The sequence below is a fragment of the Sphingobacterium detergens genome (assembly GCF_003610355.1).
Taxonomy (GTDB): Bacteria; Bacteroidota; Bacteroidia; order Sphingobacteriales; family Sphingobacteriaceae; genus Sphingobacterium; species Sphingobacterium detergens.
In genome coordinates, this window is record NZ_RAPY01000008.1 from 24191 (window position 1) to 46226 (window position 22036).

19 protein-coding genes are annotated in these 22036 nt (G+C 39.2%); 14 read left to right on the forward strand and 5 right to left on the reverse strand.

The window, feature by feature from the left end:
• Positions 1-141: 141 nt before the first annotated feature.
• Positions 142-1617, reverse strand: coding sequence for an IMP dehydrogenase (guaB, locus tag DFQ12_RS26000; RefSeq protein WP_120261947.1), 1476 nt, complete (start codon positions 1615-1617; stop codon positions 142-144).
• 223 nt (positions 1618-1840) lie between these two features.
• On the opposite strand from guaB, the gene DFQ12_RS26005 reads away from it, so the two are divergent.
• The 11 genes from DFQ12_RS26005 to rodA all read left to right on the forward strand — a co-directional run bounded on the left by DFQ12_RS26005 (position 1841) and on the right by rodA (position 15200).
• Positions 1841-2314, forward strand: coding sequence for a hypothetical protein (locus tag DFQ12_RS26005; protein ID WP_120261948.1), 474 nt, complete (start codon positions 1841-1843; stop codon positions 2312-2314).
• Between the two features lie 257 nt (positions 2315-2571).
• Positions 2572-5559, forward strand: a complete 2988-nt coding sequence (gene secDF, locus DFQ12_RS26010) for a protein translocase subunit SecDF (protein ID WP_120261949.1) — start codon at positions 2572-2574, stop codon at positions 5557-5559.
• A 117-nt stretch (positions 5560-5676) separates the two neighbouring features.
• A complete protein-coding gene (locus tag DFQ12_RS26015; RefSeq protein ID WP_167457359.1) occupies positions 5677-6111 on the forward strand; it encodes a MarR family winged helix-turn-helix transcriptional regulator in 435 nt (144 codons plus the stop codon).
• A gap of 5 nt (positions 6112-6116) precedes the next feature.
• On the forward strand, positions 6117-7121 hold the full coding sequence (locus DFQ12_RS26020) for an NAD(P)/FAD-dependent oxidoreductase (protein ID WP_120261950.1): 1005 nt from the start codon (positions 6117-6119) through the stop codon (positions 7119-7121).
• A gap of 2 nt (positions 7122-7123) precedes the next feature.
• Positions 7124-7456, forward strand: coding sequence for a 2Fe-2S iron-sulfur cluster-binding protein (locus DFQ12_RS26025; protein ID WP_120261951.1), 333 nt, complete (start codon positions 7124-7126; stop codon positions 7454-7456).
• A 252-nt stretch (positions 7457-7708) separates the two neighbouring features.
• The gene (locus tag DFQ12_RS26030) at positions 7709-9016 is read left to right on the forward strand and encodes an NAD(P)/FAD-dependent oxidoreductase (RefSeq protein WP_120261952.1); all 1308 of its coding nucleotides are present in this window, start codon (positions 7709-7711) and stop codon (positions 9014-9016) included.
• A 447-nt stretch (positions 9017-9463) separates the two neighbouring features.
• Complete coding sequence (locus DFQ12_RS26035) at positions 9464-10486, forward strand: rod shape-determining protein (RefSeq protein WP_028071379.1); 1023 nt, start codon at positions 9464-9466, stop codon at positions 10484-10486.
• A 92-nt stretch (positions 10487-10578) separates the two neighbouring features.
• Entirely contained in the window at positions 10579-11421 is an 843-nt protein-coding gene (mreC, locus tag DFQ12_RS26040) for a rod shape-determining protein MreC (RefSeq protein WP_120261953.1), read from the forward strand.
• Entirely contained in the window at positions 11414-11932 is a 519-nt protein-coding gene (locus DFQ12_RS26045) for a rod shape-determining protein MreD (RefSeq protein ID WP_077437419.1), read from the forward strand. The genes mreC and DFQ12_RS26045 overlap by 8 nt, the downstream gene beginning before the upstream one ends.
• 27 nt (positions 11933-11959) lie before the next feature.
• Entirely contained in the window at positions 11960-13942 is a 1983-nt protein-coding gene (mrdA, locus tag DFQ12_RS26050) for a penicillin-binding protein 2 (RefSeq protein ID WP_120261954.1), read from the forward strand.
• A complete protein-coding gene (gene rodA, locus DFQ12_RS26055) occupies positions 13935-15200 on the forward strand; it encodes a rod shape-determining protein RodA (protein ID WP_120261955.1) in 1266 nt (421 codons plus the stop codon). Before mrdA ends, rodA begins: the two co-directional genes overlap by 8 nt.
• Positions 15201-15228: 28 nt before the next feature.
• Here the strand turns inward: rodA and DFQ12_RS26060 are convergent, their stop codons facing one another.
• Genes DFQ12_RS26060 through DFQ12_RS26075 form a run of 4 tightly spaced genes read right to left on the reverse strand, consistent with a single transcriptional unit; the run spans position 15229 to position 18058 of the window.
• The gene (locus DFQ12_RS26060; protein WP_120261956.1) at positions 15229-16083 is read right to left on the reverse strand and encodes a nucleoside phosphorylase; all 855 of its coding nucleotides are present in this window, start codon (positions 16081-16083) and stop codon (positions 15229-15231) included.
• Positions 16080-16697 carry an IMPACT family protein gene (locus DFQ12_RS26065; RefSeq protein WP_120261957.1) on the reverse strand — a complete coding sequence of 206 codons (618 nt, stop codon included), beginning with the start codon at positions 16695-16697 and terminating at the stop codon, positions 16080-16082. The genes DFQ12_RS26060 and DFQ12_RS26065 overlap by 4 nt, the downstream gene beginning before the upstream one ends.
• Complete coding sequence (locus tag DFQ12_RS26070; RefSeq protein WP_120261958.1) at positions 16694-17566, reverse strand: DMT family transporter; 873 nt, start codon at positions 17564-17566, stop codon at positions 16694-16696. The genes DFQ12_RS26065 and DFQ12_RS26070 overlap by 4 nt, the downstream gene beginning before the upstream one ends.
• A 15-nt stretch (positions 17567-17581) precedes the next feature.
• Positions 17582-18058 carry a thermonuclease family protein gene (locus DFQ12_RS26075; protein WP_120262169.1) on the reverse strand — a complete coding sequence of 159 codons (477 nt, stop codon included), beginning with the start codon at positions 18056-18058 and terminating at the stop codon, positions 17582-17584.
• Between the two features lie 542 nt (positions 18059-18600).
• Between DFQ12_RS26075 and DFQ12_RS26080 the strand changes: the two genes are divergently transcribed.
• The 3 genes from DFQ12_RS26080 (at position 18601) to aroA (ending at position 21903) form a co-directional block, all read left to right on the forward strand.
• Positions 18601-19425, forward strand: a complete 825-nt coding sequence (locus tag DFQ12_RS26080) for a prephenate dehydratase (protein ID WP_077437425.1) — start codon at positions 18601-18603, stop codon at positions 19423-19425.
• A 115-nt stretch (positions 19426-19540) separates the two neighbouring features.
• Positions 19541-20653 (forward strand): chorismate mutase, encoded by a 1113-nt coding sequence (locus tag DFQ12_RS26085; RefSeq protein WP_108636939.1) that lies wholly within the window; start codon positions 19541-19543, stop codon positions 20651-20653.
• Entirely contained in the window at positions 20653-21903 is a 1251-nt protein-coding gene (gene aroA, locus DFQ12_RS26090; protein WP_120261959.1) for a 3-phosphoshikimate 1-carboxyvinyltransferase, read from the forward strand. Before DFQ12_RS26085 ends, aroA begins: the two co-directional genes overlap by 1 nt.
• The last annotated feature ends 133 nt before the right edge of the window (positions 21904-22036 follow it).

Here is a 22036-nt window from a genome sequence, read left to right on the forward strand (position 1 = left end):
TAACTCCTTAAATTTTAAAACCTGAGAATAGGGTATAAAAGTACAAATTTCCTATCGATCACTAGGGCAATCTTGCCAATATTTTTGCACAAAAAAATCCGACAATTTAAAATCGTCGGATTTTTATAGTATCACTTGTGTTTAACCTCTGCTATTATAGTTTGGTGACTCTTTCGTAATAGAGATATTATGCGGATGAGACTCTCTCAATCCGGCACCTGTAATACGAACGAATTGTGCATCTTGCAGTTTTTCGATCGTTGCAGCACCACAATAACCCATTGAAGCACGTAATCCACCGATATATTGATATACAACTTCAGCCAATGTACCTTTATAAGGAACACGGCCGACAATACCTTCAGGGACTAGCTTTTTGATATCATCTTCCACATCTTGGAAATAACGGTCTTTAGATCCTTTTTCCATTGCTTCGATAGATCCCATACCACGGTACGATTTAAATTTACGTCCTTCGTACATGATAGTCTCTCCGGGAGCTTCTTCCACTCCGGCAAATAAAGATCCAGCCATAATTGTGCTTGCTCCAGCAGCGATAGCTTTTGCAATATCACCTGTTTGTTTGATACCACCGTCAGCGATCAAAGGTACTCCTGTTCCTTTAAGTGCTTTAGCCACTTCATATACAGCGTAAAGCTGAGGAACACCGACCCCTGCAATAATACGGGTTGTACAGATCGAGCCAGGTCCGATACCTACTTTTACAGCATCTGCACCAGCTTCAGCTAATGCTGTTGCGGCTGCGCCTGTTGCAATATTTCCTACGATCACCTGTAGTTCTGGAAACTTGGATTTCACCAATTTCAATTTATCAATAACACCTTTGGAGTGTCCATGTGCCGTATCGATCGTTACCACATCCACACCAGCTTTTACCAAAGCCTCAACCCTATCCAATGTATCTGGAGTAACACCTACTGCAGCACCTACTAATAAACGGCCGTGGCTATCTTTAGCTGCATTCGGATAATGCTTATATTTTTGGATATCCTTAAAGGTGATCAAACCCTTCAAGATACCTTCGTTGTTGACAACTGGAAGTTTCTCAATTTTTTCGTTCTGAAGAATTTCTTCTGCTTTCACTAAATCCGTTCCTTCGGGAGCAACGACAAGATTATCTTTCGTCATCAGCTCATTGATCGGACGAGTCATATCTTTTTGAAAGCGAAGGTCACGATTGGTTACGATCCCCACTAATTGGCCTTTTTCATTAACCACTGGAATTCCCCCAATCTTATGTTCCTTCATAATATTAAAGGCATCACCAACAGTAGCATTAGCTAATAGTGTTACTGGATCTTGGATCATACCACTTTCCGAACGCTTTACTTTGCGTACTTCAGCAGCTTGCTCTGCAATAGTCATGTTCTTATGTAACATACCAATACCGCCCGCTTGTGCTATAGCAATTGCTAAATCAGCACCAGTTACCGTATCCATTGCCGCAGAAACCAATGGAATATTTAATTTGATTTTTTTTGTCAGCGAGGTACTCGTATCGACGTCACGTGGTAAAATTTCAGAATAAGCTGGAATTAATAAAACGTCATCGTAAGTGAGACCTTCTGCTACGAATTTTTGTGGATCTAATTGCATGGCAAATATGTATTGGGTTTTCTATTTGCCAGGCAAATCTAAGAAAAATAAGCAATATAAAAAAATAAAATAAACAAATTACAATCGCTAGACAAATTAGAACGGTTATGAATTGACACAAAAGATCATCCCTGTTGATTGCATCTATTTTTTTGGCAAGCTATTTGCTTTTGGTTACACGAAAAGTAATTTTAATTAATGAAAATATAAAGTAAAGATAATTATGAAAAAGACCTTACTCTCATTAGCTGCTGTTGCAGCATTAGCATTTGGTGCACAAGAAGCGAAAGCTCAATCACCACAACGTGCCGCTATTGGTGTTGTTTTTGACGGAACTGGTGGTGATCTTTGGGGTGTTCAATACAAGCAATCTTTTGGTGGAACAAACAATGGTCAAGCGCAAGTGATGTTTGATGACAACGTTGTTGCTGTAGGTGCGGATTATCAATATGCTAGACCATTCCGTGGTGTAAACGGATTAGGATGGTATGCCGGTGTTGGTGCTCAATTGACATTTGTTGACGCTGGTGACAACATTACTCTTGTTGGTTTGAGACCACAATTAGGTTTGGAATTTAAAATCCCTGCTGCCCCTATCGGATTTCACGCAGACTGGAAACCAGACTGGAGATTAAATCATGGTAATGATTTCGATGCTTCAACTTTCACTTTCGGTATTAAATATACATTGAGATAGTGTTAAAGAATTATAAAAAAAGGCCCTGCTCAGGTTTGAGCAGGGCCTTTTTTTATAAAATAAATCCATTAAATATTTCTTTTTTTCAGCATTTCTTCTAATTTTATGCCTTTGACCTAAATGGCATAAATAAAGCTTTTCATTCTACAAAAATTTTATACCTTTGCCATTCTTGGTAAAGTGTGATTAAACAAGAACTAATTATCAATTACATAAACAGTATTTAACATTAAAATTAATACAATTAATAACAGACGATGCAAGGTAAAGGGCTGATTAAACTTTTAGTGATAGTGGTGTCATTAGCGTGTCTATACTCCCTATCATTTACTTGGGTGACCCGCAAGGTGGAGCAAGATGCTGAGAATTTTGCCAAAGGAGATTTGGCAAAAGAAAAGAGCTATCTAGACTCTATGGCAGGTGAAGTAGTGTACAATTTAGGTTTTGCGAAATACACCTATAGGGAAGCAAAAGCGAATGAACTGGCTTTAGGATTGGATTTAAAAGGTGGTATGAACGTTACCATGGAGATCTCATTGGATGAGTTGATCCGTAATCTGGCCAACAATCCAAAAGATGAGAAATTCAACAAAGCGTTGGAACAAGCGGTAGCAAAAAGCAAAACCAGTCAAAAAACGGTTGTCGCTTTATTTATGGAAGAATATAAATCCATAGGAGCTTCTACCCCACTTTCGACATTCTTTTCTACAAAAGACAACGCTTCTTTAATTAAACCAGGTGATTCTGATTCAAAAGTTGAATCGTTCCTTCAAAAAGAAGCTGACAACGCCATTCAAAATTCGTACAAAGTACTCCGTACACGTATTGATAAGTTCGGTGTTGCTTCACCAAACATCCAGATTCAACAAGGTACAAACCGTATCTTAGTGGAATTACCAGGTGTAAAAGACGAAAGTCGTGTTCGTAACCTACTTCAAGGTTCGGCTAAATTGGAGTTCTATGAGACTTACACCAATCAAGAAGTTTACCCTGTATTAGAAAATATTGACAGAACATTAGCAACTACTTTAAAAGCTGCGCCAGCTGCGACAAATAAAACCGTTGCTGACACAACGAAAAAGTCAGACGATTTATTGTCCAACTTAACCGGTGGTCAAAAAGACAGCAAAGCTAAAAAGGATAGTGCGGCGCTTAATCTAGGTCAGAAAAACCCATTATTTGAAGTCTTACGCCCAGCAGTTTATATGGGCGAAAACCAACAAATGGCACTTATGCCTGGCGCTATGGTCGGTATTGCTTCATTGAAAGATACCGCTAAAGTAAACGCTTATTTGCAACGCCCAGAAGTAAAATCAATTCTTCCGGGTAACTTAAAGCTTTTATGGGCTGTAAAACCAGAGCAAAAAACACCAGAGCAACTTTCCCTATATGCTATCAAAGCAGTAGGAGCAGATAATGGCGCGGTATTGACTGGTGACGTGATCACTGATGCAAATGCCAACTTTGATGAGAAAAACCAACCTGTCGTTGGTATGCAAATGAATAATGAAGGTGCACGTGAATGGAAGAAAATCACAGCAAAAGCGGCTCAAAATAGAGATGCTATCGCTATCGTCTTAGATAATGTAGTTTATTCAGCTCCTTCTGTTAATGGTGAAATTCCAAATGGTAGTTCATCAATTTCAGGTTCGTTTACTGTAGAGGATACAAAAGATTTAGCAAACGTATTGAAAGCTGGTCGTCTTCCGACTACAGCTAAAATCGTTGAAGAAGCAGTTGTTGGTCCGACATTGGGACAAGCGGCTATTGATGCGGGTATCAATTCAGCGGTAATCGGTATTGTCGTTGTGATGATCTTCATGATTGCATACTACAACACTGCAGGTATCGTGGCTAACATTGCTGTATTGTTGAACGTATTCATTATCATGGGCGTATTAGCATCGCTCAATGCCGTACTGACCTTACCTGGTATTGCCGGTATCGTATTGACAATGGGTACAGCTGTCGATGCTAACGTATTGATCTATGAACGTATCCGTGAGGAATTGGGCTTAGGAAAATCAATTCGTCAGGCTGTTGCTGATGGATATAAACATGCTTTACCTTCTATCTTAGATTCACAGATTACGACATTCTTAATCGGTATCATCTTATTCTTATTTGGTAGTGGTCCAATTTTAGGTTTCGCAACAACATTGATGGTTGGTATTATCACATCATTGTTTACAGCAATACTTGTAACACGTGTTATTTTTGAATGGATGTTGGAAAAAGATATTAAAATTAAAGTATCTTTCCCTTGGTCTGCAAACACCTTGCATAATGCAAACTTCAAATTCGTTCAAAAACGTAAAGTATTCTACGCAATCTCTGTTGTAGCGGTTTTAATTTCTGCAGCTTCAATTTTCACAAAAGGTTTCAGTTTAGGTGTAGATTTCCAAGGTGGACGTACTTATACTGTTCGTTACGATAAACCAGTTGATCCGGAAGCTGTTCGTACCAGTTTGGACGATATTTTCCAAAAAACAACTGAAGTAAAAGTATTTGGTGCATCAAACCAACTTCGTGTGACAACAACGTATCATATTGAAGAAACTTCTGATGCTGCCGATAAGGAAGTATTGGATAAATTAAACCAAGGACTATCCAAGGTAGATGCTTCCAACAAACATGAGATCCTGTCCTCACAAAAAGTAGGACCTAGTATCGCATCAGACATCAAGTCAAGAGCAACTAGTTCAGCAATCTTCTCCATTATTATCGTGGCGGCTTATATCCTAATCCGTTTCCGCAAATGGGAGTACTCAGTGGGTGCAGCGATTGCAACCATCCACGATGCAATTATTCTATTAGGTTTATTCTCCATATTGGATGGTATTGTGCCATTCTCATTGGATATTGACCAACACTTTGTGGCGGCCATCTTAACGGTAATCGCATACTCGGTGAATGATACTGTGGTTGTATTTGACCGCTTGAGAGAGTTCGTATCAAAACCTAATGCGCATAACGAAGATCTTGGTGAGGTTGTAAATCATGCGATCAACTCAACATTGAGTAGAACAATCATTACTTCATTGACGATCGTTTTCGTTCTTGCGGTTTTGTTCATCTTTGGTGGTGAGGTTATCCGTGGATTCTCTTTCGCGATCCTAATCGGTGTTATTGTGGGTACCTATTCTTCAATTATCCTGGCTGCGCCTTCTGTATACGATTTACGTAAAGGAAAGCACTTAGCTGAAGGTAATACTGCAAAAAAAGCTGAAGTAGTAAGACCATAATAAGCTTTAAAATAACATAAAAAGGCGTTCAAAAATTTGAGCGCCTTTTTTTTATTGCATTCAAATTACTTGTTGTACTAAATAATTTTAGATATATTTGTTGCACTAAATATTTGTATGCTAAACGAAAAATTCGACCGTTATTCTTTCATCTTGGATCAAACGGCCAAGAAGGTAAAACAATTTGCGCAATCGTCCTTTACAGAAAAGGGATTTGACATTACAGTGGATCAATGGGCCGTCTTAAAGGCGCTATATGAAACTGACCAGCTATCGCAGAAAGAATTAGCTAAACGATGCGGCAAAGATCAACCCACGTTGACCCGTATCGTGGATATCTTACTGAAGAAAGGTTTGGCTGAACGTGTTATTGACGAGGCAGACCGCCGAAGTCTCTATCTCCATTTGACGGAAGAAGGAAAACTTAAGGTGGCTTCCTTATCCCCTATCGTTGCAGCGATCCGTATGAAAGCCTGGGAGAAATTAACGGAAAAAGATTTCGAGGATTTTACAAGAATATTAAACACCATTTACAACAATTTAAATGTATAATAGCTATGATAAATACTGATATTTGTATCATCGGTGCTGGACCAGTAGGATTGTTTGCTGTTTTTGAAGCTGGACTTCTAAAAATGAGGTGCCATTTGATCGATGTTTTACCTCAAGTTGGTGGACAGTTATCTGAAATATATCCGCACAAACCCATTTATGATATACCGGGCTATCCGAGCATCACAGCTCAGGAGCTTATTGATAATCAACTTGAGCAGATAAAACCTTTTGCGCCTACTTTTACACTGGGTGAACGCGTAGAACAGATCGAAAAACAGGATGATGGTTCTTTTATCATCGCCACGAGTGATGACACTAAAGTTCATGCACAGGTTATTGTCATTGCCGGCGGACTAGGCTGCTTCGAACCCCGAAAACCTGAGATTCAAAATCTAAATCTCTTTGAAGGTAAAGGGGTGGATTATATGGTAAAAGATCCCGCCAAATATGCGGACAAACGGATTGTGATTGCTGGTGGAGGGGACTCTGCGCTGGATTGGACTTACCATTTAGCTGATATTGCCCAGCAGGTCACACTCATTCATCGCAGTGATTCTTTTCGGGGCGCCCCCGATTCAGCGGAAAAAGTCTTCAAATTGGCCCAACAAGGCAAAATTAATTTACTTTTGTCCCATAATCTGAGTAATATACATGGAAATGGTACGCTTACAACAGTTGAAACGATAAATAAAGATAAAGAAACGATTGCGGTCGAGGCGGATTATTTCATCCCACTATACGGCTTGACACCCAAGCTGGGCCCAATTGCTGACTGGGGGTTAAATATTGATAAAAATGCAATTGAAGTCAATACCTTCGATTATTCGACCAATGTCGAACGTATTTATGCCATTGGCGATATTAATACCTATCCCGGCAAACTAAAACTGATTCTCTGCGGTTACCATGAAGCTGCTCTGATGTGTCAAAGTGCATTCAAATTTGTTTACCCGGATCAAAAGTTAACATTTAAATATACAACCGTAAACGGTATCAATACTTTTTAGCCATGGAAGACAATTTGATACAAGTAACTGTCGTCGATCGCGATGGTTCGGAAAATACAATCGAGATACCTACGGATATCAATCTTTCGTTGATGGAAATTTTAAAGGCCTCAGCATACGACATATTGGCTACCTGCGGAGGTATGGCGCTATGCGCTACATGCCATGTTGAAGTCCTTGAAGGCTTGGATAATCTTCCAGAAGCTAGCGATCAGGAGTTAGATATGTTAGACACCTTACCAGATGCTGACGAACAAAGTCGACTCGCCTGTCAACTTCATCTTCATAATAATAACAATGGCATGAAAATCAAGCTGAAAGGTTCATTGCAATAACAAAGTCATTGTGTATAAAATACACAATGACTTTGTTATCTATGCAAGTTTTTTTTAAGCGCCTCTCTGAGTCATAAAAGACTTAAAACCAAAACACTACAAAATATTTTATTAAAAGAATTGGCCTTATAACGATAAATTTCACAATGTATTGCCATAATAAATAAATATTTTTTAGTTTTTTGGTTCAAAATTTAAGATATTTGCAGCTTAATTCGATTGTACGAATTTTTACAACAAACTATTAAAAATATGCCAAGCAATAGTTCAAATAGAAAATTCCCAAGAGTAATCATTATTGGTGCTGGATTTGGAGGAATTGAAGTTGCTAAAAAGCTTAAAAATAAGGAAGTTGAAGTTCTCTTATTAGATAGAAACAACTTTCATACCTTTCAACCATTAATGTATCAAGTTGCTACTGGTACACTGTCTGCGGACTCCATTTCCTTCCCTGTCCGTAAAATGTTCAAAAATCAGGAGAACTTCCATTTCAGACTTGCCGACGTAAAAAGCATCGATAACGAGGCTAAAATTGTTAAAACTGATATCGGAGATTTTGACTACGACTATTTGGTTGTTGCCACTGGTGCAACGACAAATTTTTTCGGCAATCAGCAAATTACAAAATATGCCTTGCCAATGAAAAACATCCAGGAGGCACTTAATATACGCAGTTACGTTCTTCAAAATCTCGAAGAAGCAGTAATGATCCCTAATCCTGAAGATCGTAAGCCTAATTTGAACTTTGTGATCGTTGGTGGTGGCCCTACTGGGGTAGAGCTTTCTGGAGCTATTGCAGAAATCAAGAATAATGTGCTGGAGAAAGACTATCCTGAATTAAAGAAATCAGAGATGTCTGTTTACCTGGTGGAAGGCCTACCAAAAGTGTTGGCTAATCTATCGGAGAAAGCATCAAAAAATTCTGAAAAATATTTAAAAGATTTAGGTGTTGAAGTACTATTGAATGTACAGGTAACTGGATACGATGGTAACTCCATTACCTTCGCGGATGGTAGAAGCATCGAAACAAAAACAGTCATCTGGGGTGCGGGTGTTGCGGGTCAATATCCAGATGGATTTAAAAAAGAGGTTATCCAACGTGGTAACCGTATACAGACAGACGATCAATGCCGTGTCATTGACATGCCAGGTGTCTATGCCATTGGTGACGTATCTGCATTTATTACAGACGATCTACCTCGAGGTTTACCTGGTGTAGCCCCAGTAGCACAGCAACAGGGTGGATATGTCGCTAAACACATCCTTCAGACGATGTCTAATCAACCTACCGAAAAATTCAGCTATTTTGACAAGGGTTCAATGGCTACAGTAGGGCGTAATAAAGCTGTCGTTGATATGGGCAAAATTCACTTCAGTGGTTTCTTAGGATGGATGACTTGGATGTTTGTCCACTTGATGTCCATTTATGGTTTTAGAAATAAGTTGATCACATTTGTAAACTGGACCGTGAAGTTTTTCACGAAAAACAGTGGTGTCCGCTTAATCTTCCATAAGTATGACGAGCCAACGCCTGAAGAACAAGCGAAAACGATACAATAAAAGTCGATAAATAAAATTGTAAAAGACAGATTAACACTGTTTTTTACACAAAAAAGAGTGCTATTATTCCATGAAAATAATGGCACTCTTTTTTTTCAGCACCACTAAAAAACGACCGAAAGTTGATCAAAAAAATAATTGATCTTAAAACTTGGCGCCCACTCCCCATATCGTTGTCAAAGCTACGATCCTGAAAACCCCAGTGCTCATACGGATAGCAAAGAAGTCAAAAACACATTTTTAATTCCTGCTTGCTATTGCTTCCAATAAAAAATAAGTTACTATTAGACGTAACAATTGTAGATTATATTCGTTAAATTTAAAGACAGTTTTTTCCAGATAGAATTTACTTGCAGAATATAGTTTTTTTTGATGTAGAACCTCAAAAAGATTAATTTTTTTTGTGTAGGTTTGCATATTATTTTAAAATAGCTTAAGGATTAGCAAATGGGCTTATTTAATTGGTTTACGCAAGAAGTTGCGATTGACTTGGGTACTGCAAACACCCTTATAATTCATAATGACAAAGTAGTAGTGGATGAGCCTTCTATTGTTGCATTTGACCGCACCACAAACAAAGTGATTGCCATTGGTCGACAGGCGATGCAAATGGAAGGTAAAACACACGATAATATAAAAACGGTACGACCTTTACGTGATGGAGTAATTGCTGATTTTACAGCTGCTGAACACCTGATCAGAGGGATGGTAAAATTGGTTAACAATGGTAAGAGTTGGTTTTTTCCATCCTTGCGTATGGTTGTCTGTATTCCATCAGGTATCACCGAAGTAGAGAAGAGAGCGGTGCGCGATTCTGCAGAAATTGCAGGTGCCAAAGAAGTTTATCTGATCCACGAGCCAATGGCAGCTGCCGTAGGTATCGGTATCGATGTGGAAGAACCAATGGGTAACATGATTATAGATATTGGTGGTGGTACGACAGAAATTGCTGTTATCGCATTATCTGGTATCGTATGTGATCAGTCCATCCGTGTAGCGGGTGACAACTTTGATTCGGATATTGTTCAATACATCCGTAGACAACATAATATCATGATCGGTGAACGTACTGCTGAAAAGATTAAAATTGAAGTTGGTGCGGCACTTCCTGAATTACAGGAACCACCTGCGGATTTTGCAGTTCAAGGTCGTGACCTCATGACTGGTGTCCCTAAACAGATTACCGTTTCTTACACTGAAATTGCCCATTGTTTGGATAAATCAATTTCAAAAATCGAAGAAGCCATCTTAAAAGCACTTGAAATTACACCTCCAGAGTTGTCTGCCGATATCTATCAAACAGGTATCTATCTGACTGGTGGTGGCGCGTTATTACGTGGTTTAGACCGTCGTATTCAAGCGAAAACAAAACTTCCTGTACACATTGCCGAAGATCCTCTTCGCGCTGTTGTAAGAGGTACCGGTATTGCGCTTAAAAATATTGGTCGATTCAAATTCTTGATGCAATAATTAGCGTTCGATAATTAACAAGATTTTATTAAAGAGCGATATAATATGCAAAATTATTATATCGCTTGCTTATTAAATACCCACGATAAAAAATGAGAAACCTTTGGTTATTCCTGAGACGATATAATGCATTCTTTTGGTTTATCCTATTTTTTGGATTCTCATTATTTTTGATTATTACCAACAATTCGTTTCAACGCAACTCGGTGTTAAATTCGTCCAACAGTGTAATCGGCAACCTCTATGCAAAGGTAAACTCGTGGAAAAGCTATTTACATCTAGGCGAGACAAATGATGCCTTAGCTAAAGAAAACGCGCAGCTACGGAAAGACCTTCAAGCTTATAAATCAACGGATAGTATTAAGATCGGGCCAGTACCACTCATCGATAGCAGTGAATTTGGGCGTTACCAATTTATTATTGCAAATGTCATCAACAATAGTATTCATCAAAAAGCGAATACAATCACGTTGGATAGAGGTAGTAAAGATGGTATTGAAAAAGGCATGGGTGTGATTGCTCCAAATGGCGTCGTTGGTATCGTATTAAATGTTTCGCCTAATTTTTCCACTGTGCAATCTTTATTACATCCTGACACCCGTATATCGGTCACCTTGGGCCGTAGTGAGACCTTTGGCTCCTTAGTCTGGGGTAACAACATCGATTATCGCGCAGCGACGGTTAAGGAGATTCCGAATCATATCAAAGTAAACAAAGGCGACAAAGTTTATACCTCGGGATATTCAGGACATTTTCCCAAAGGTATTTTTGTGGGCACAGTTATTCAAACCGGCATTTCCTCTGGAGATGCATTCCTGGATCTTCGCATTCTTTTAAGCACCAATTTCTCCAATCTACAACATGTATATGTAGTAAAGGATTTATTAAGTAATGAATTAAAAACATTGGAGGAATCGACTAAAGACAATGGCTAGGATTTTAATATTTAATTTTATTCGATTTATCGTCTTAATTGGAATGCAGGTATTTTTGTTCCAAAATATTGGCTATTATAACTTGGTTGCGGCATTTCCCTATATTTTATTTATCTTTTTGCTACCGACCGGAACACCCAATTTTCTGGTTTACCTGATTGCTTTTCTAACAGGTTTGACCGTTGATTCCTTTTATGACACATTGGGGGTCAACACCGCCGCATGCGTGGCTTTGGCTGCATTCCGAATTTTCTTTATGAAGATCACTCTTGAAGTAGAGGAACGGGACTCATTTCTTACACCAATGTTGGGGTTGATGAATGTGAGATGGTTTTTCTCCTATATCTTTTTTGGTACATTGATTCATCATACATTCCTGTATCTACTGGAATCTTTCTCCTTCCAACATATTCAATACACGCTGCTCAGTATTGTTTTAAGTTGTATATTTACGGTAATTATCATGCTGTTATTTAGCATATTATTCTACAAAAAGAAAGATCGATTGTAGTAGATCGGTGAATAGAAATTTATTTCTATGAATAGTTTTTTTGCTCGCAAGTACGTCGTTTCCGGAATCTTTGTTGCCATCGCGCTGACTTTGATTGCCCGTTTATTTTATTTACAGATCATCGACGATTCCTATATACATTCAGCCAATAGTAATGTCATGCGTAAGGTCATTGTCTATCCTGCAAGGGGTGTTATTTTAGACCGCAAAGGAAAAGTATTGGTACAAAATGAACCTGTTTACGACCTAATGGTTACCCCTCGTGAAGTCAAGGAGATTGACACGGCTTTGTTTTGTAAATTAATTGATATTGACAAAGAAGGCTTTATTAAACGGATGGATAAGGCTCGTGCCCATTCTCCATACAGGGCATCAATTTTTGAAAAACAGCTATCCGTCCGGACTTGGGCGCAATATCAAGAATATCAATATCAGTTTCGTGGATTTTATGTTCAAAAGAGAACCATCAGAAGTTATCCCGATAGTATTGCTGCTCAGTTTTTGGGTTATGTAAGTGAAGTAAACGATAAAGATATTGAACGATCCAACGGATTTTACCGAAGTGGTGACTATATCGGAAGAAGTGGTGTCGAACGTTCCTACGAAGATCTAATTCGCGGTAAAAGAGGCGTCAACAATTTGATGGTGGATGCGCTAAATCGTCCCAAAGGGATATTTATGGAAGGGAAATACGATACCTTGGCCGTTGCTGGTGAAGGATTAGTTTCCTCGTTAGACAAGGATCTTCAAATATTAGGTGAAAGCTTAATGAAAAATAAGCTCGGTTCTATTGTCGCCATTGAGCCCGCAACGGGGGAAATCTTGGCCTATATAAGTAGCCCGAGTTACAACCCCAATCTGATGGTAGGTCGACAAGTCGGCAATAATTACATGAAATTATTGAATGACGATACCAAGCCCCTTTTTAATCGTCCTATTCAAGCCTCGTATCCTCCGGGATCCGTTTTTAAGGTTGTTTCAGCCCTGACTGCACAGCAAGCTGGCGTCATCGACCGAAACACCGTATTTTTCTGTCCTCATGGTTATAGCTATGGTGGCGGACGCGGCTGGATGGGCTGTACACACTACCACGGTTCAACCACTTTACAACGTTCTGTAGCAGTATCCTGTAATACCTATTATGGGTTCACCTACGCCAAAATGATCGACGGACGGGGGCTCTCGGGGCCAAAAGCTTATGATCTATGGCGTAATGCAACTACGCAGTTTGGAATCGGGCACAAATTAGGGATAGATTTACCGGGGGAAAAACCGGGATTATTGCCCACATCGGAGTTTTATACAAAACGATATGGCAATGACAAATGGCGTTCAAGTTTCAACATCTCCCTCTCTATTGGCCAGGGAGAGATGGGTATAACACCGCTACAAATGGCCAATATTATGGCTATTGTAGCCAACAAAGGTTTTTACTATAGACCGCATCTCATCAAGGGTATCGGCGCACAAAAAATCGCCAAAAAGGAATTTACAGAAAAGATCAGCGCTGGGGTAGATGAAAAATATTATCCTGTAGTCATCCAGGGGATGAGCGACGCTGTCAACACACCTGAAGGAACAGCTTGGTCGAATCGTATCCCGGGTATTGAAATGTGTGGAAAAACAGGGACGGCACAAAATCCACATGGAGAAAATCACGCCGTATTTTTTGCATTTGCACCACGGGAAAATCCTAAAATTGCCATTGCAGTATTTGTTGAAAATGCTGGTTATGGTGGAACTTGGGCTGGTCCAATCGCCAGTATGATGGTGGAAAAATACCTGAAGGATACCATTACGACACCAAAATATATTCAGGATCGGATTTATAAAGCAAACTTTCTTCCTGCACCAAAGAAAGTAATAGATCCGAAAAGTAAAGATGTCAAGAAAGCGGATTCGATCAAATCAAAAACAGATACTGTTAAATCAAAACGACAATTAGCGGCATTGGTAAAACCAAAAGAAACAATTGTTCACCATAGTGAGGTAAAAAGAAGACATGAATAATCAAAAAAATAGTTTCTTTGGAAAAATAGATTGGTTAACAATCACACTCTGGCTCTCACTTTGTCTGATCGGTCTATTCAATATCCGCGCAGCTGTATTTAATCCAGAAATGCCTGGTTTTTTCACCTTGGGTACCAACTATGGAAAGCAGTCACTCTATCTGATCTCAGCGATTATTCTCGGTATATCCATCTTGATTATCGATGCCAAATTTTTCAGCTCGGCCTCACCCATATTTTATGGTATAACAGCTATACTCCTTGTCATTGTTTTGGTTGTCGGGCGAAATGTCGGCGGAAATCAGGCCTGGATTGATTTAGGATTTTTCAGGTTACAACCCTCCGAGTTTGCCAAGCTCTCCACCTGTCTGTTGCTGGCCAACTTCCTAAGTGCGCAGAGCAATAAAGCCCCCACCATGCAAACACTGGCCATGGGAGCCGGAATTGTGCTATTTCCTGTATTTTTAGTTATGCTACAGCCCGACACCGGTTCTGCATTGGCATTCTTTTCCCTGATTTTTGTTTTTTACCGTGAAGGCTATGTAAACAATGAACTATTGATATTTGGAGGTCTCTGTATCTTACTTTTCGTTTTAGCGCTGTTATTCAATCCATGGATTCTTATTTTAGTCTTGGCTGCTATCATTGGATTTTTTATGTGGAGCTTCCGAAAAAAGAGAAAATATATTATTAATCTAAGTATCCTTTTTGCAGCCTGTACTGCTTTTATATTATGTGTGGACCTGGTGTACGACCATGTATTACAACCGCACCAGCGTGACCGAATCGATATCATTTTGGGCAAAACAGAAGACCTCAAAGGAAAGGGTTATAATTTGAACCAGTCCAAAATTGCCATTGGATCGGGCCAGTTCTGGGGAAAAGGCTATTTGCAGGGAACGCAGACCAAATATAACTTTGTTCCCGAACAAAGTACTGACTTTATCTTCTGTACAGTGGGGGAAGAATGGGGCTTTGTAGGTTCAGTAACATTAATTGCCATCTATCTCACGCTGCTCTTGCGTATCATCCATATTGCAGAACGACAGCGTTCGGCTTTCGCCCGAATCTATGCCTACGGCGTAGCTTCTATCCTATTTTTTCACTTGTTTATCAATATCGGCATGACCATAGGAATTATCCCTGTCATCGGGATTCCATTGCCATTTGTCAGCTATGGTGGGTCTTCACTCTGGAGTTTCACGATACTACTCTTTATCATGCTCAAATTTGACTCCAACAGGAAAGGAGTTGTTTAACGTACATGTGGCACTTGGAGAGATTTTTCTAAATTCTTTCCAATACCAGTTGAATGGCTTTTTCTACGACTGCTTCAGGATTCGGCGAAAATTCTCCCGCTACCCGACTTGCTAAAATGGCATTTATGGATAAGGCCTGATGGCCAAACATTTTCGCCAAAGCATAGATACCCGCGGTTTCCATTTCCAGATTGGTCAAACGGAAATTGTTATGCTTAAATGAATTTACCAAAGGAATCAGATCTGGAATCGTATTATCTGAGCGCAGACAACGTCCTTGTGGTGCATAGAATCCCGGCGCCGTCAATGTCATCCCCTTGGGCAGATCAAAAGCAATTCGGTCTAATAGACGCTCTCCGGCTCCTGCTACATAAGGTTTTAAACTCAATTGTGGAAAATACCGAATTAGAGCCTGCTGGATATTCAATTCAATTTCATCGTAAGGCTTTTGATAGAACTGCATCAATGCATCAAAGCCAACCCCATATTCCGAAGCCAATATGCTTCCCATTTCAACATCCGTCTGTACAGCACCAGAAGTACCGATACGCACGATATCCAAAGAGGTCAGCTCGCTTTTTACTTCCTTATGCTGAAAATCGATGTTTACCAATGCATCCAGCTCATTCAATACAATATCAATATTATCTGTACCTATCCCTGTAGAGATCACGCTCAGCCGTTTAGTACCAATATATCCTGTATGGGTGATAAACTCGCGCTTCCCCTTTTTGAGTTCGATACGATCAAAATATTTCGACACCTTGGCGACACGGTCCGGATCTCCTACCGTAATGATCGTATCCGCTAAATCCTCTGGCAATAAATTCAAATGGTAAATACTTCCATCTGAATTTAAAATGAGTTCTGAATTGTTTATCATATCGTTCTTAAATAATTCAATTGACAACCTTCAATTTTCGAAAAACGTTCTACGACACGGTTCACCTGCATTTTACGCACCTCAAATTCCAGATAGCAATTATTGTCAAATTCCTGCTTTTCGATTTCCAGTCCTTCTTCCTTAATAATGCGCATAACATCATTCATATTTAGATAATCAAAGGTCAACCCATAACTATCATTAACTGTTCGTTCAATTACCTGAGCTTGATCCAAGGCATCCTGTGTGGCCGATTTATAAGCATTAATCAAGCCTGGTACGCCCAAAAGGGTTCCACCGAAATAACGGACAACAACGACGATTATATTTGTAATATCTGCCGAGAGCAAAGCATTTAAAATAGGACGCCCCGCGGTACCAGAAGGTTCACCATCATCGTTTATGCGAAATACATTACGATCTGGAGTCAGCCGATAAGCCCAGCAGTGGTGTCTTGCTTTTGGATGCAGGGATTTCACCTCCTGTAGCAGATCTTTTAATTTCTCCTCAGATTTAAAAGGAAATGCATAGGCAATAAATTTGCTTCCTTTATCTCTAAAAATTCCCTCATAGTTTGCATCGATCGTTCGATAAGTATCTTCAAATAAACTCACTGATATGCGATAATTAAAACTGAAATAATGGAAAGAACTATCCCCAGGTAATTCAACCACGAAAGTCTTTCTTTAAAAAATAATACACCCACCAAAGCACCCAACGAGATAACACCAATATTCATTCCAGTAAATACGATGGAAGGGTTCTCCGGTAATGCCCGATGAGCTTTCATATAAAATAATATATTACAAAAATTGAAAGCGCCTAAAATCAGGCCATAGACGACAGCTTTACCTGAAAAGATCTGCTTTTCAATAAAGATAAAATAGCCTAGTAAACCAAATGCAATCAGCATGGCCATGACAAAGATAATAAACATCGAACTGACATAAGGTATCGTCACATGCAATGCCACCTGTTTAAAAAGGATATCAATAATCCCCATACCAATAAAAACAAGCAATGGGTAGAGAGTATTTTTATATCCTTTATTTGACAGGGTTACTGTAGGGAGAGATTTTCGCCAACCGATGGAACATATTATCGCCAATAGACCTACTCCTATTCCCAACAGTTTATTTCCCTGTAGCTTTTCGTGGAATAAAAAAAACGCTGCTAGTAAGGGAATAAATAAAGACAGTCGTTGGGCTACCTCCGTTTTTACCAAACCACTGTAACGGATAGATAGCGCAATAAATACAAACATCCCCGGTAAAAGTACAGCCAGTGCTACATACAGCGGGAATGGTAAGGCATCCCAGCTAATTTCTTTTATTTCGGGCCGTAATATAAAATAGGTCAAAGCAACCGCCATAGGATAATTCCAGACAATCACTTGTTTTGTTTCTACGCCATACTGTTTTGCCAATTTTAATAATACGGCTACAGTGACGCTACAAATAACACTGATGAGGACAAAAATCATTGTTCTATTACTAAATTATTTCCAAAGCCCACGCTTAGCCTGACGGGCCTGTCGTTCTAATTTTACAAAAAAATCAGCATACTGAACATTCGGTGTCAGGGTGTAAGTCACAGCATAGCCCTGCTCTACCAATTCCGCGTTAACAAATTTCTCTCTAAGATACACATAAGCGAGAAGTCTTCCATAACGATCCTTTTTACCGACATCAAATACCAGCTTTACATTTTTTCCGGTCAACATAGTTTTTAGATATTCTTTTGCCTCCACGCCATAGTAACCAACCTCCTTTCGTGCTGTTCTCCTTGTTTCGGGAGCATCAATCCCAATCAAGCGTACCCGCTCGCCTTTTTTACTACCATTTTCAATCACAAAGGTATCGCCATCAATTACCCGTCGCACCTTCACATACCGCTCCTCCCCTTTATAAGAAAAACCTAAAAACAAGAAACAGATGATAGTGGCACTCACTAAAAAATTAAATCGCTTTAGCATAAAAATTACATTTGGGCAAAGGTAATAAAATACTTTTTCAGCAAACAACGGATAAAACACAGCATATTTTAATAAAAAAAACTAGTATTTTTAATAAAAAAAACATCAAAAAAAACAGCACTTTTTAATGTGTTTTTTATGTTAAAAAATCATTAAAAAAACAGACACAAAAAAGATAGTAAAAATCATAAAGCACTATATAAAAGAAAATTACAAAAACAAAGCATCTCAAAAAAGCTACAAAAAACATATATTTACAACATAAAAAAAGCAATAAAAAGTAGCATAAAACACATCGATAAATGATGTATTTTTTATGAAAAAAAATATTTTTTCTTTGATATTTCAAAAACATTCGTACATTTGAAATGTCAAACAACACAAGGATGAACAGATCATATACATATTTCTATTTTAACTTCTTTTATTTTAAAAATAAGAGCCGGGATTAGATTGTGTATACATTAAAATATAACAAGAAAGAGTCCCGGTTTAGATCATCGGGACTCTTTCTTGTTTAAGGGCAAAATAGCAACAAAAAAATGAGTTTAAAAATTGCGATACAAGGAGCAAAAGCTTCATTTCACGAGGAGGCAGCATTTAAATATTTTGGACGCGAAGTCGAAATTGTTGAATGTGATTCATTCAAAAAAACCTGTGAATTGCTTAAGCAAAGAAAAGTAGATTACATTGTTATGGCGATTGAAAATTCAATTGCGGGTAGTCTGCTACCAAACTACAATCTGCTTCGGGATTATAAATTTCATATCACAGGAGAAGTCTATCTCAACATTCAACAGAATCTGATGGTATTACCGGGTGTTAAATTGAAAGACATTAAACATATCGAATCACATCCGATCGCGATCCGTCAATGCGAAGAATTTCTTTCGGAGCTGGAGGGTGTACGTATTACCGAAGGGTCAGACACAGCAGCCACAGCAAAGATGATTGCTGAACGGAAATTGACTGATACAGCTGCAATTGCGGGCACTTTGGCTGCAGAGATTTATGGACTTGAGATTCTAGAGAAAAGAATCGAAACCAATAAAAAGAATGCAACACGTTTTCTGGTTCTATCGAATGAGGTGGTTGAACACAAAAATGCCAATAAAGCATCTTTATCGTTCCAAACGGGAAATACAGTTGGTTCCTTAGCGACAATTTTACAGTGTTTTGCTGAGCAAAATATCAACTTGAGCAAGATTCAGTCTATGCCTGTTATCGGAAAACGCAACGAATATGACTTTTTCGTTGATGTTGAATGGAAAAAACAATCAGACTATGAGGCTGCGATCCGAAAAGTACTCAAACATAGTATCAATTTCAATATTATGGGCGAATACATCAAAAACGAGAAACTATAATCAACAATTTAATAATTAAAAAAATCAACTTACCCTGAATCTGTCGGAGCTATAAAGACTTACAAAACAAGCATAACAGCTTAGCAGACTCAAATACCTTTAAAAATTTATTCCGATGAAAAATACATTAGAAATCACTCCTTTGAAATCATGGTTGGATACTGGAGACAAACCTTTAATTATCGCAGGCCCTTGTAGTGCAGAAACAGAAGAACAACTGGTATCTACAGCTCATCTATTGGCAAACACTGGAAAAGTAAATATCTTACGTGCAGGAATCTGGAAACCACGTACTCGTCCAGGTGAATTTGAAGGTATCGGTTCCATTGGTTTGGAGTGGTTGAAGAGAGCGAAAGAAGAGACAGGTTTATTAACAGCTACAGAGGTTGCGACAGCAAAACACGTCGAAGAAGCTTTGGCAGCTGGTGTTGATGTACTTTGGGTAGGTGCACGTTCCACTGCAAACCCGTTCACGGTACAAGAAATCGCTGATGCACTACAGGGAGTAGACGTACCAGTTTTCGTAAAAAATCCGGTTAACCCAGATTTATCGTTGTGGATTGGTGCTTTGGAGCGTATCAACCGCGCTGGCATCAAAAAATTAGGTGCTATTCATAGAGGATTCTCTTCTTACGAGAAAACTGCGTTCCGCAATGAGCCAATGTGGGATTTAGCCATCCAGTTAAAAACTGCTTGTCCTAATTTGCCGATCATCAACGACCCTAGCCACATTTGTGGTAACCGCGAATTGTTACCGTACATCGCACAAAAAGCAATGGATATGGATATGCAAGGTTTGATCATCGAATCACATATTGATCCTTCTGTTGCATGGACTGATGCCAAACAACAAGTTACACCAGCAGCCCTAGCAGAGTTGATTAATCATTTAACATTACGTAAAGCTGATTCTGACAACCCTTCATTTGAGGATAAATTAGCCGAATTGCGTAGCAACATCGATAAATTGGATGATTTAATTATCCAAAAAATCGGCGAGCGTATGAAAATTGCAGAGAAAATCGGTGAATACAAACGCGATAACAATGTGACGATCTTACAGGTAAACCGTTGGGATGAGATTGTTCAAAAACGTACAAAACTTGCTGAAGCACTTTCTTTGGGCAGTGAATTTGCAACAAAATTCCTAGAATTAATTCACAACGAATCTATCCGTAAACAAAACGCGGTAATGAATTCACAGGAACAACCAACAGCAGAAGCATAATGAATCAACAAGTCATCAAGCTGACGCACCCATCAAAAAAAATAAAAGGCACGGTTCAACTGACAGGATCAAAATCCGAGAGCAACCGTGCTCTTATTATTCACTCGTTGAGCAAGGGGCAAGTTGATATAGCGAATCTTTCCGAGGCTGCTGATACGGTGACGTTAAACCGTGTATTGCAGATTGCATCAGCTCCTCAACCCGGCTACAACACGATTGACATCGGTCCGGCGGGTACAGCAATGCGCTTTTTAACGGCCTACCTGAACCTTGTTCAAGGAAACTTTATCCTTACAGGGACCGAACGCATGCAACAACGGCCAATCGGTATATTGGTTGATGCCATGAAGGAAATCGGCGCCGACATTCATTATGAAAAAAAAACCGGCTATCCGCCCCTAAAAATAGAAGGTGGCATATTTCAAGGAAAGGACCGTGTCCGGATAAAAGGAAATATCAGTAGCCAATACATCTCTGCGCTGCTATTAATTGCTCCCGCATTGAAAAAAGGGCTTACATTGGAAATCGAGGGCGAACTGACTTCCAGACCCTATGTATCCATGACCCTCGATATGCTAAAAAGCGTCGGCATACAGCATGAGTGGACAGCGAATGAAATACATATTGCCCCACAGACTTTTTCAAAAAGCACGATCTATGTGGAGCCAGATTGGAGCGCAGCTTCTTACTGGTACGCTATTGTAGCACTGGCAGAAGACGGCGCATCTATCGTCTTACCTGGGCTTAAAAAAGACAGTCTGCAAGGAGATATTGCAATTGTCGATATCATGACCCATTTTGGCGTGCAATCCAGTTTTGAAGCCGATGGCTTGCATCTTCATAAAACAGCAATAGATTCGGAAAAAACGTTATTTGATTTCAAAGAATGCCCAGATCTCGCACAGACTGTCGTCGTTGTCGCTGCAGCTTTAGGTCGTGATGTTTCTTTTACGGGTCTTGAGACATTAAAGATCAAAGAAACGGACCGAATCGCAGCTCTCCAGACTGAAATAGCAAAATTTGGCGCTGAATTGATAGCAGATAACGAAACCTATCATCTTAAAACGGCACAGGTATTCCAGCCAAAAGAGGTGACCTTTGACACTTATGAAGACCACCGTATGGCAATGGCGTTTGCTCCCCTTGCATTGGTTTTTGACCAGATCAAGATTGCAGAGCCAATGGTTGTAGAAAAATCGTATCCTGATTTCTGGAAACATCTACAGGCCCAATCTTTTAGCATTGACTAATATTTTAAAAACCAGGGAGAATATAGTTATATACTCCCTGGTTTTATAACCTATATACACGCTATTAATAGCTTTAATGGCAACAAAAGAAATACTACCCGCGGACAAACGCAGTCATGATTGAAAATAATCA

Excerpts from the sequence above, each read along its gene's own strand:
- DFQ12_RS26085 (WP_108636939.1), top strand. The coding sequence starts at position 19,541 with ATGAAAAATACATTAGAAATCACTCCTTTGAAATCATGGTTGGATACT.
- DFQ12_RS26080 (WP_077437425.1), top strand. The coding sequence starts at position 18,601 with ATGAGTTTAAAAATTGCGATACAAGGAGCAAAAGCTTCATTTCACGAG.
- DFQ12_RS26015 (WP_167457359.1), top strand. The coding sequence starts at position 5,677 with ATGCTAAACGAAAAATTCGACCGTTATTCTTTCATCTTGGATCAAACG.
- DFQ12_RS26030 (WP_120261952.1), top strand. The coding sequence starts at position 7,709 with ATGCCAAGCAATAGTTCAAATAGAAAATTCCCAAGAGTAATCATTATT.
- DFQ12_RS26070 (WP_120261958.1), bottom strand. The coding sequence starts at position 17,566 with ATGATTTTTGTCCTCATCAGTGTTATTTGTAGCGTCACTGTAGCCGTA.
- DFQ12_RS26020 (WP_120261950.1), top strand. The coding sequence starts at position 6,117 with ATGATAAATACTGATATTTGTATCATCGGTGCTGGACCAGTAGGATTG.
- DFQ12_RS26005 (WP_120261948.1), top strand. The coding sequence starts at position 1,841 with ATGAAAAAGACCTTACTCTCATTAGCTGCTGTTGCAGCATTAGCATTT.
- secDF (WP_120261949.1), top strand. The coding sequence starts at position 2,572 with ATGCAAGGTAAAGGGCTGATTAAACTTTTAGTGATAGTGGTGTCATTA.
- DFQ12_RS26045 (WP_077437419.1), top strand. The coding sequence starts at position 11,414 with ATGGCTAGGATTTTAATATTTAATTTTATTCGATTTATCGTCTTAATT.
- DFQ12_RS26025 (WP_120261951.1), top strand. The coding sequence starts at position 7,124 with ATGGAAGACAATTTGATACAAGTAACTGTCGTCGATCGCGATGGTTCG.
- DFQ12_RS26035 (WP_028071379.1), top strand. The coding sequence starts at position 9,464 with ATGGGCTTATTTAATTGGTTTACGCAAGAAGTTGCGATTGACTTGGGT.
- rodA (WP_120261955.1), top strand. The coding sequence starts at position 13,935 with ATGAATAATCAAAAAAATAGTTTCTTTGGAAAAATAGATTGGTTAACA.
- mreC (WP_120261953.1), top strand. The coding sequence starts at position 10,579 with ATGAGAAACCTTTGGTTATTCCTGAGACGATATAATGCATTCTTTTGG.
- aroA (WP_120261959.1), top strand. The coding sequence starts at position 20,653 with ATGAATCAACAAGTCATCAAGCTGACGCACCCATCAAAAAAAATAAAA.
- DFQ12_RS26075 (WP_120262169.1), bottom strand. The coding sequence starts at position 18,058 with ATGCTAAAGCGATTTAATTTTTTAGTGAGTGCCACTATCATCTGTTTC.
- DFQ12_RS26060 (WP_120261956.1), bottom strand. The coding sequence starts at position 16,083 with ATGATAAACAATTCAGAACTCATTTTAAATTCAGATGGAAGTATTTAC.
- guaB (WP_120261947.1), bottom strand. The coding sequence starts at position 1,617 with ATGCAATTAGATCCACAAAAATTCGTAGCAGAAGGTCTCACTTACGAT.
- mrdA (WP_120261954.1), top strand. The coding sequence starts at position 11,960 with ATGAATAGTTTTTTTGCTCGCAAGTACGTCGTTTCCGGAATCTTTGTT.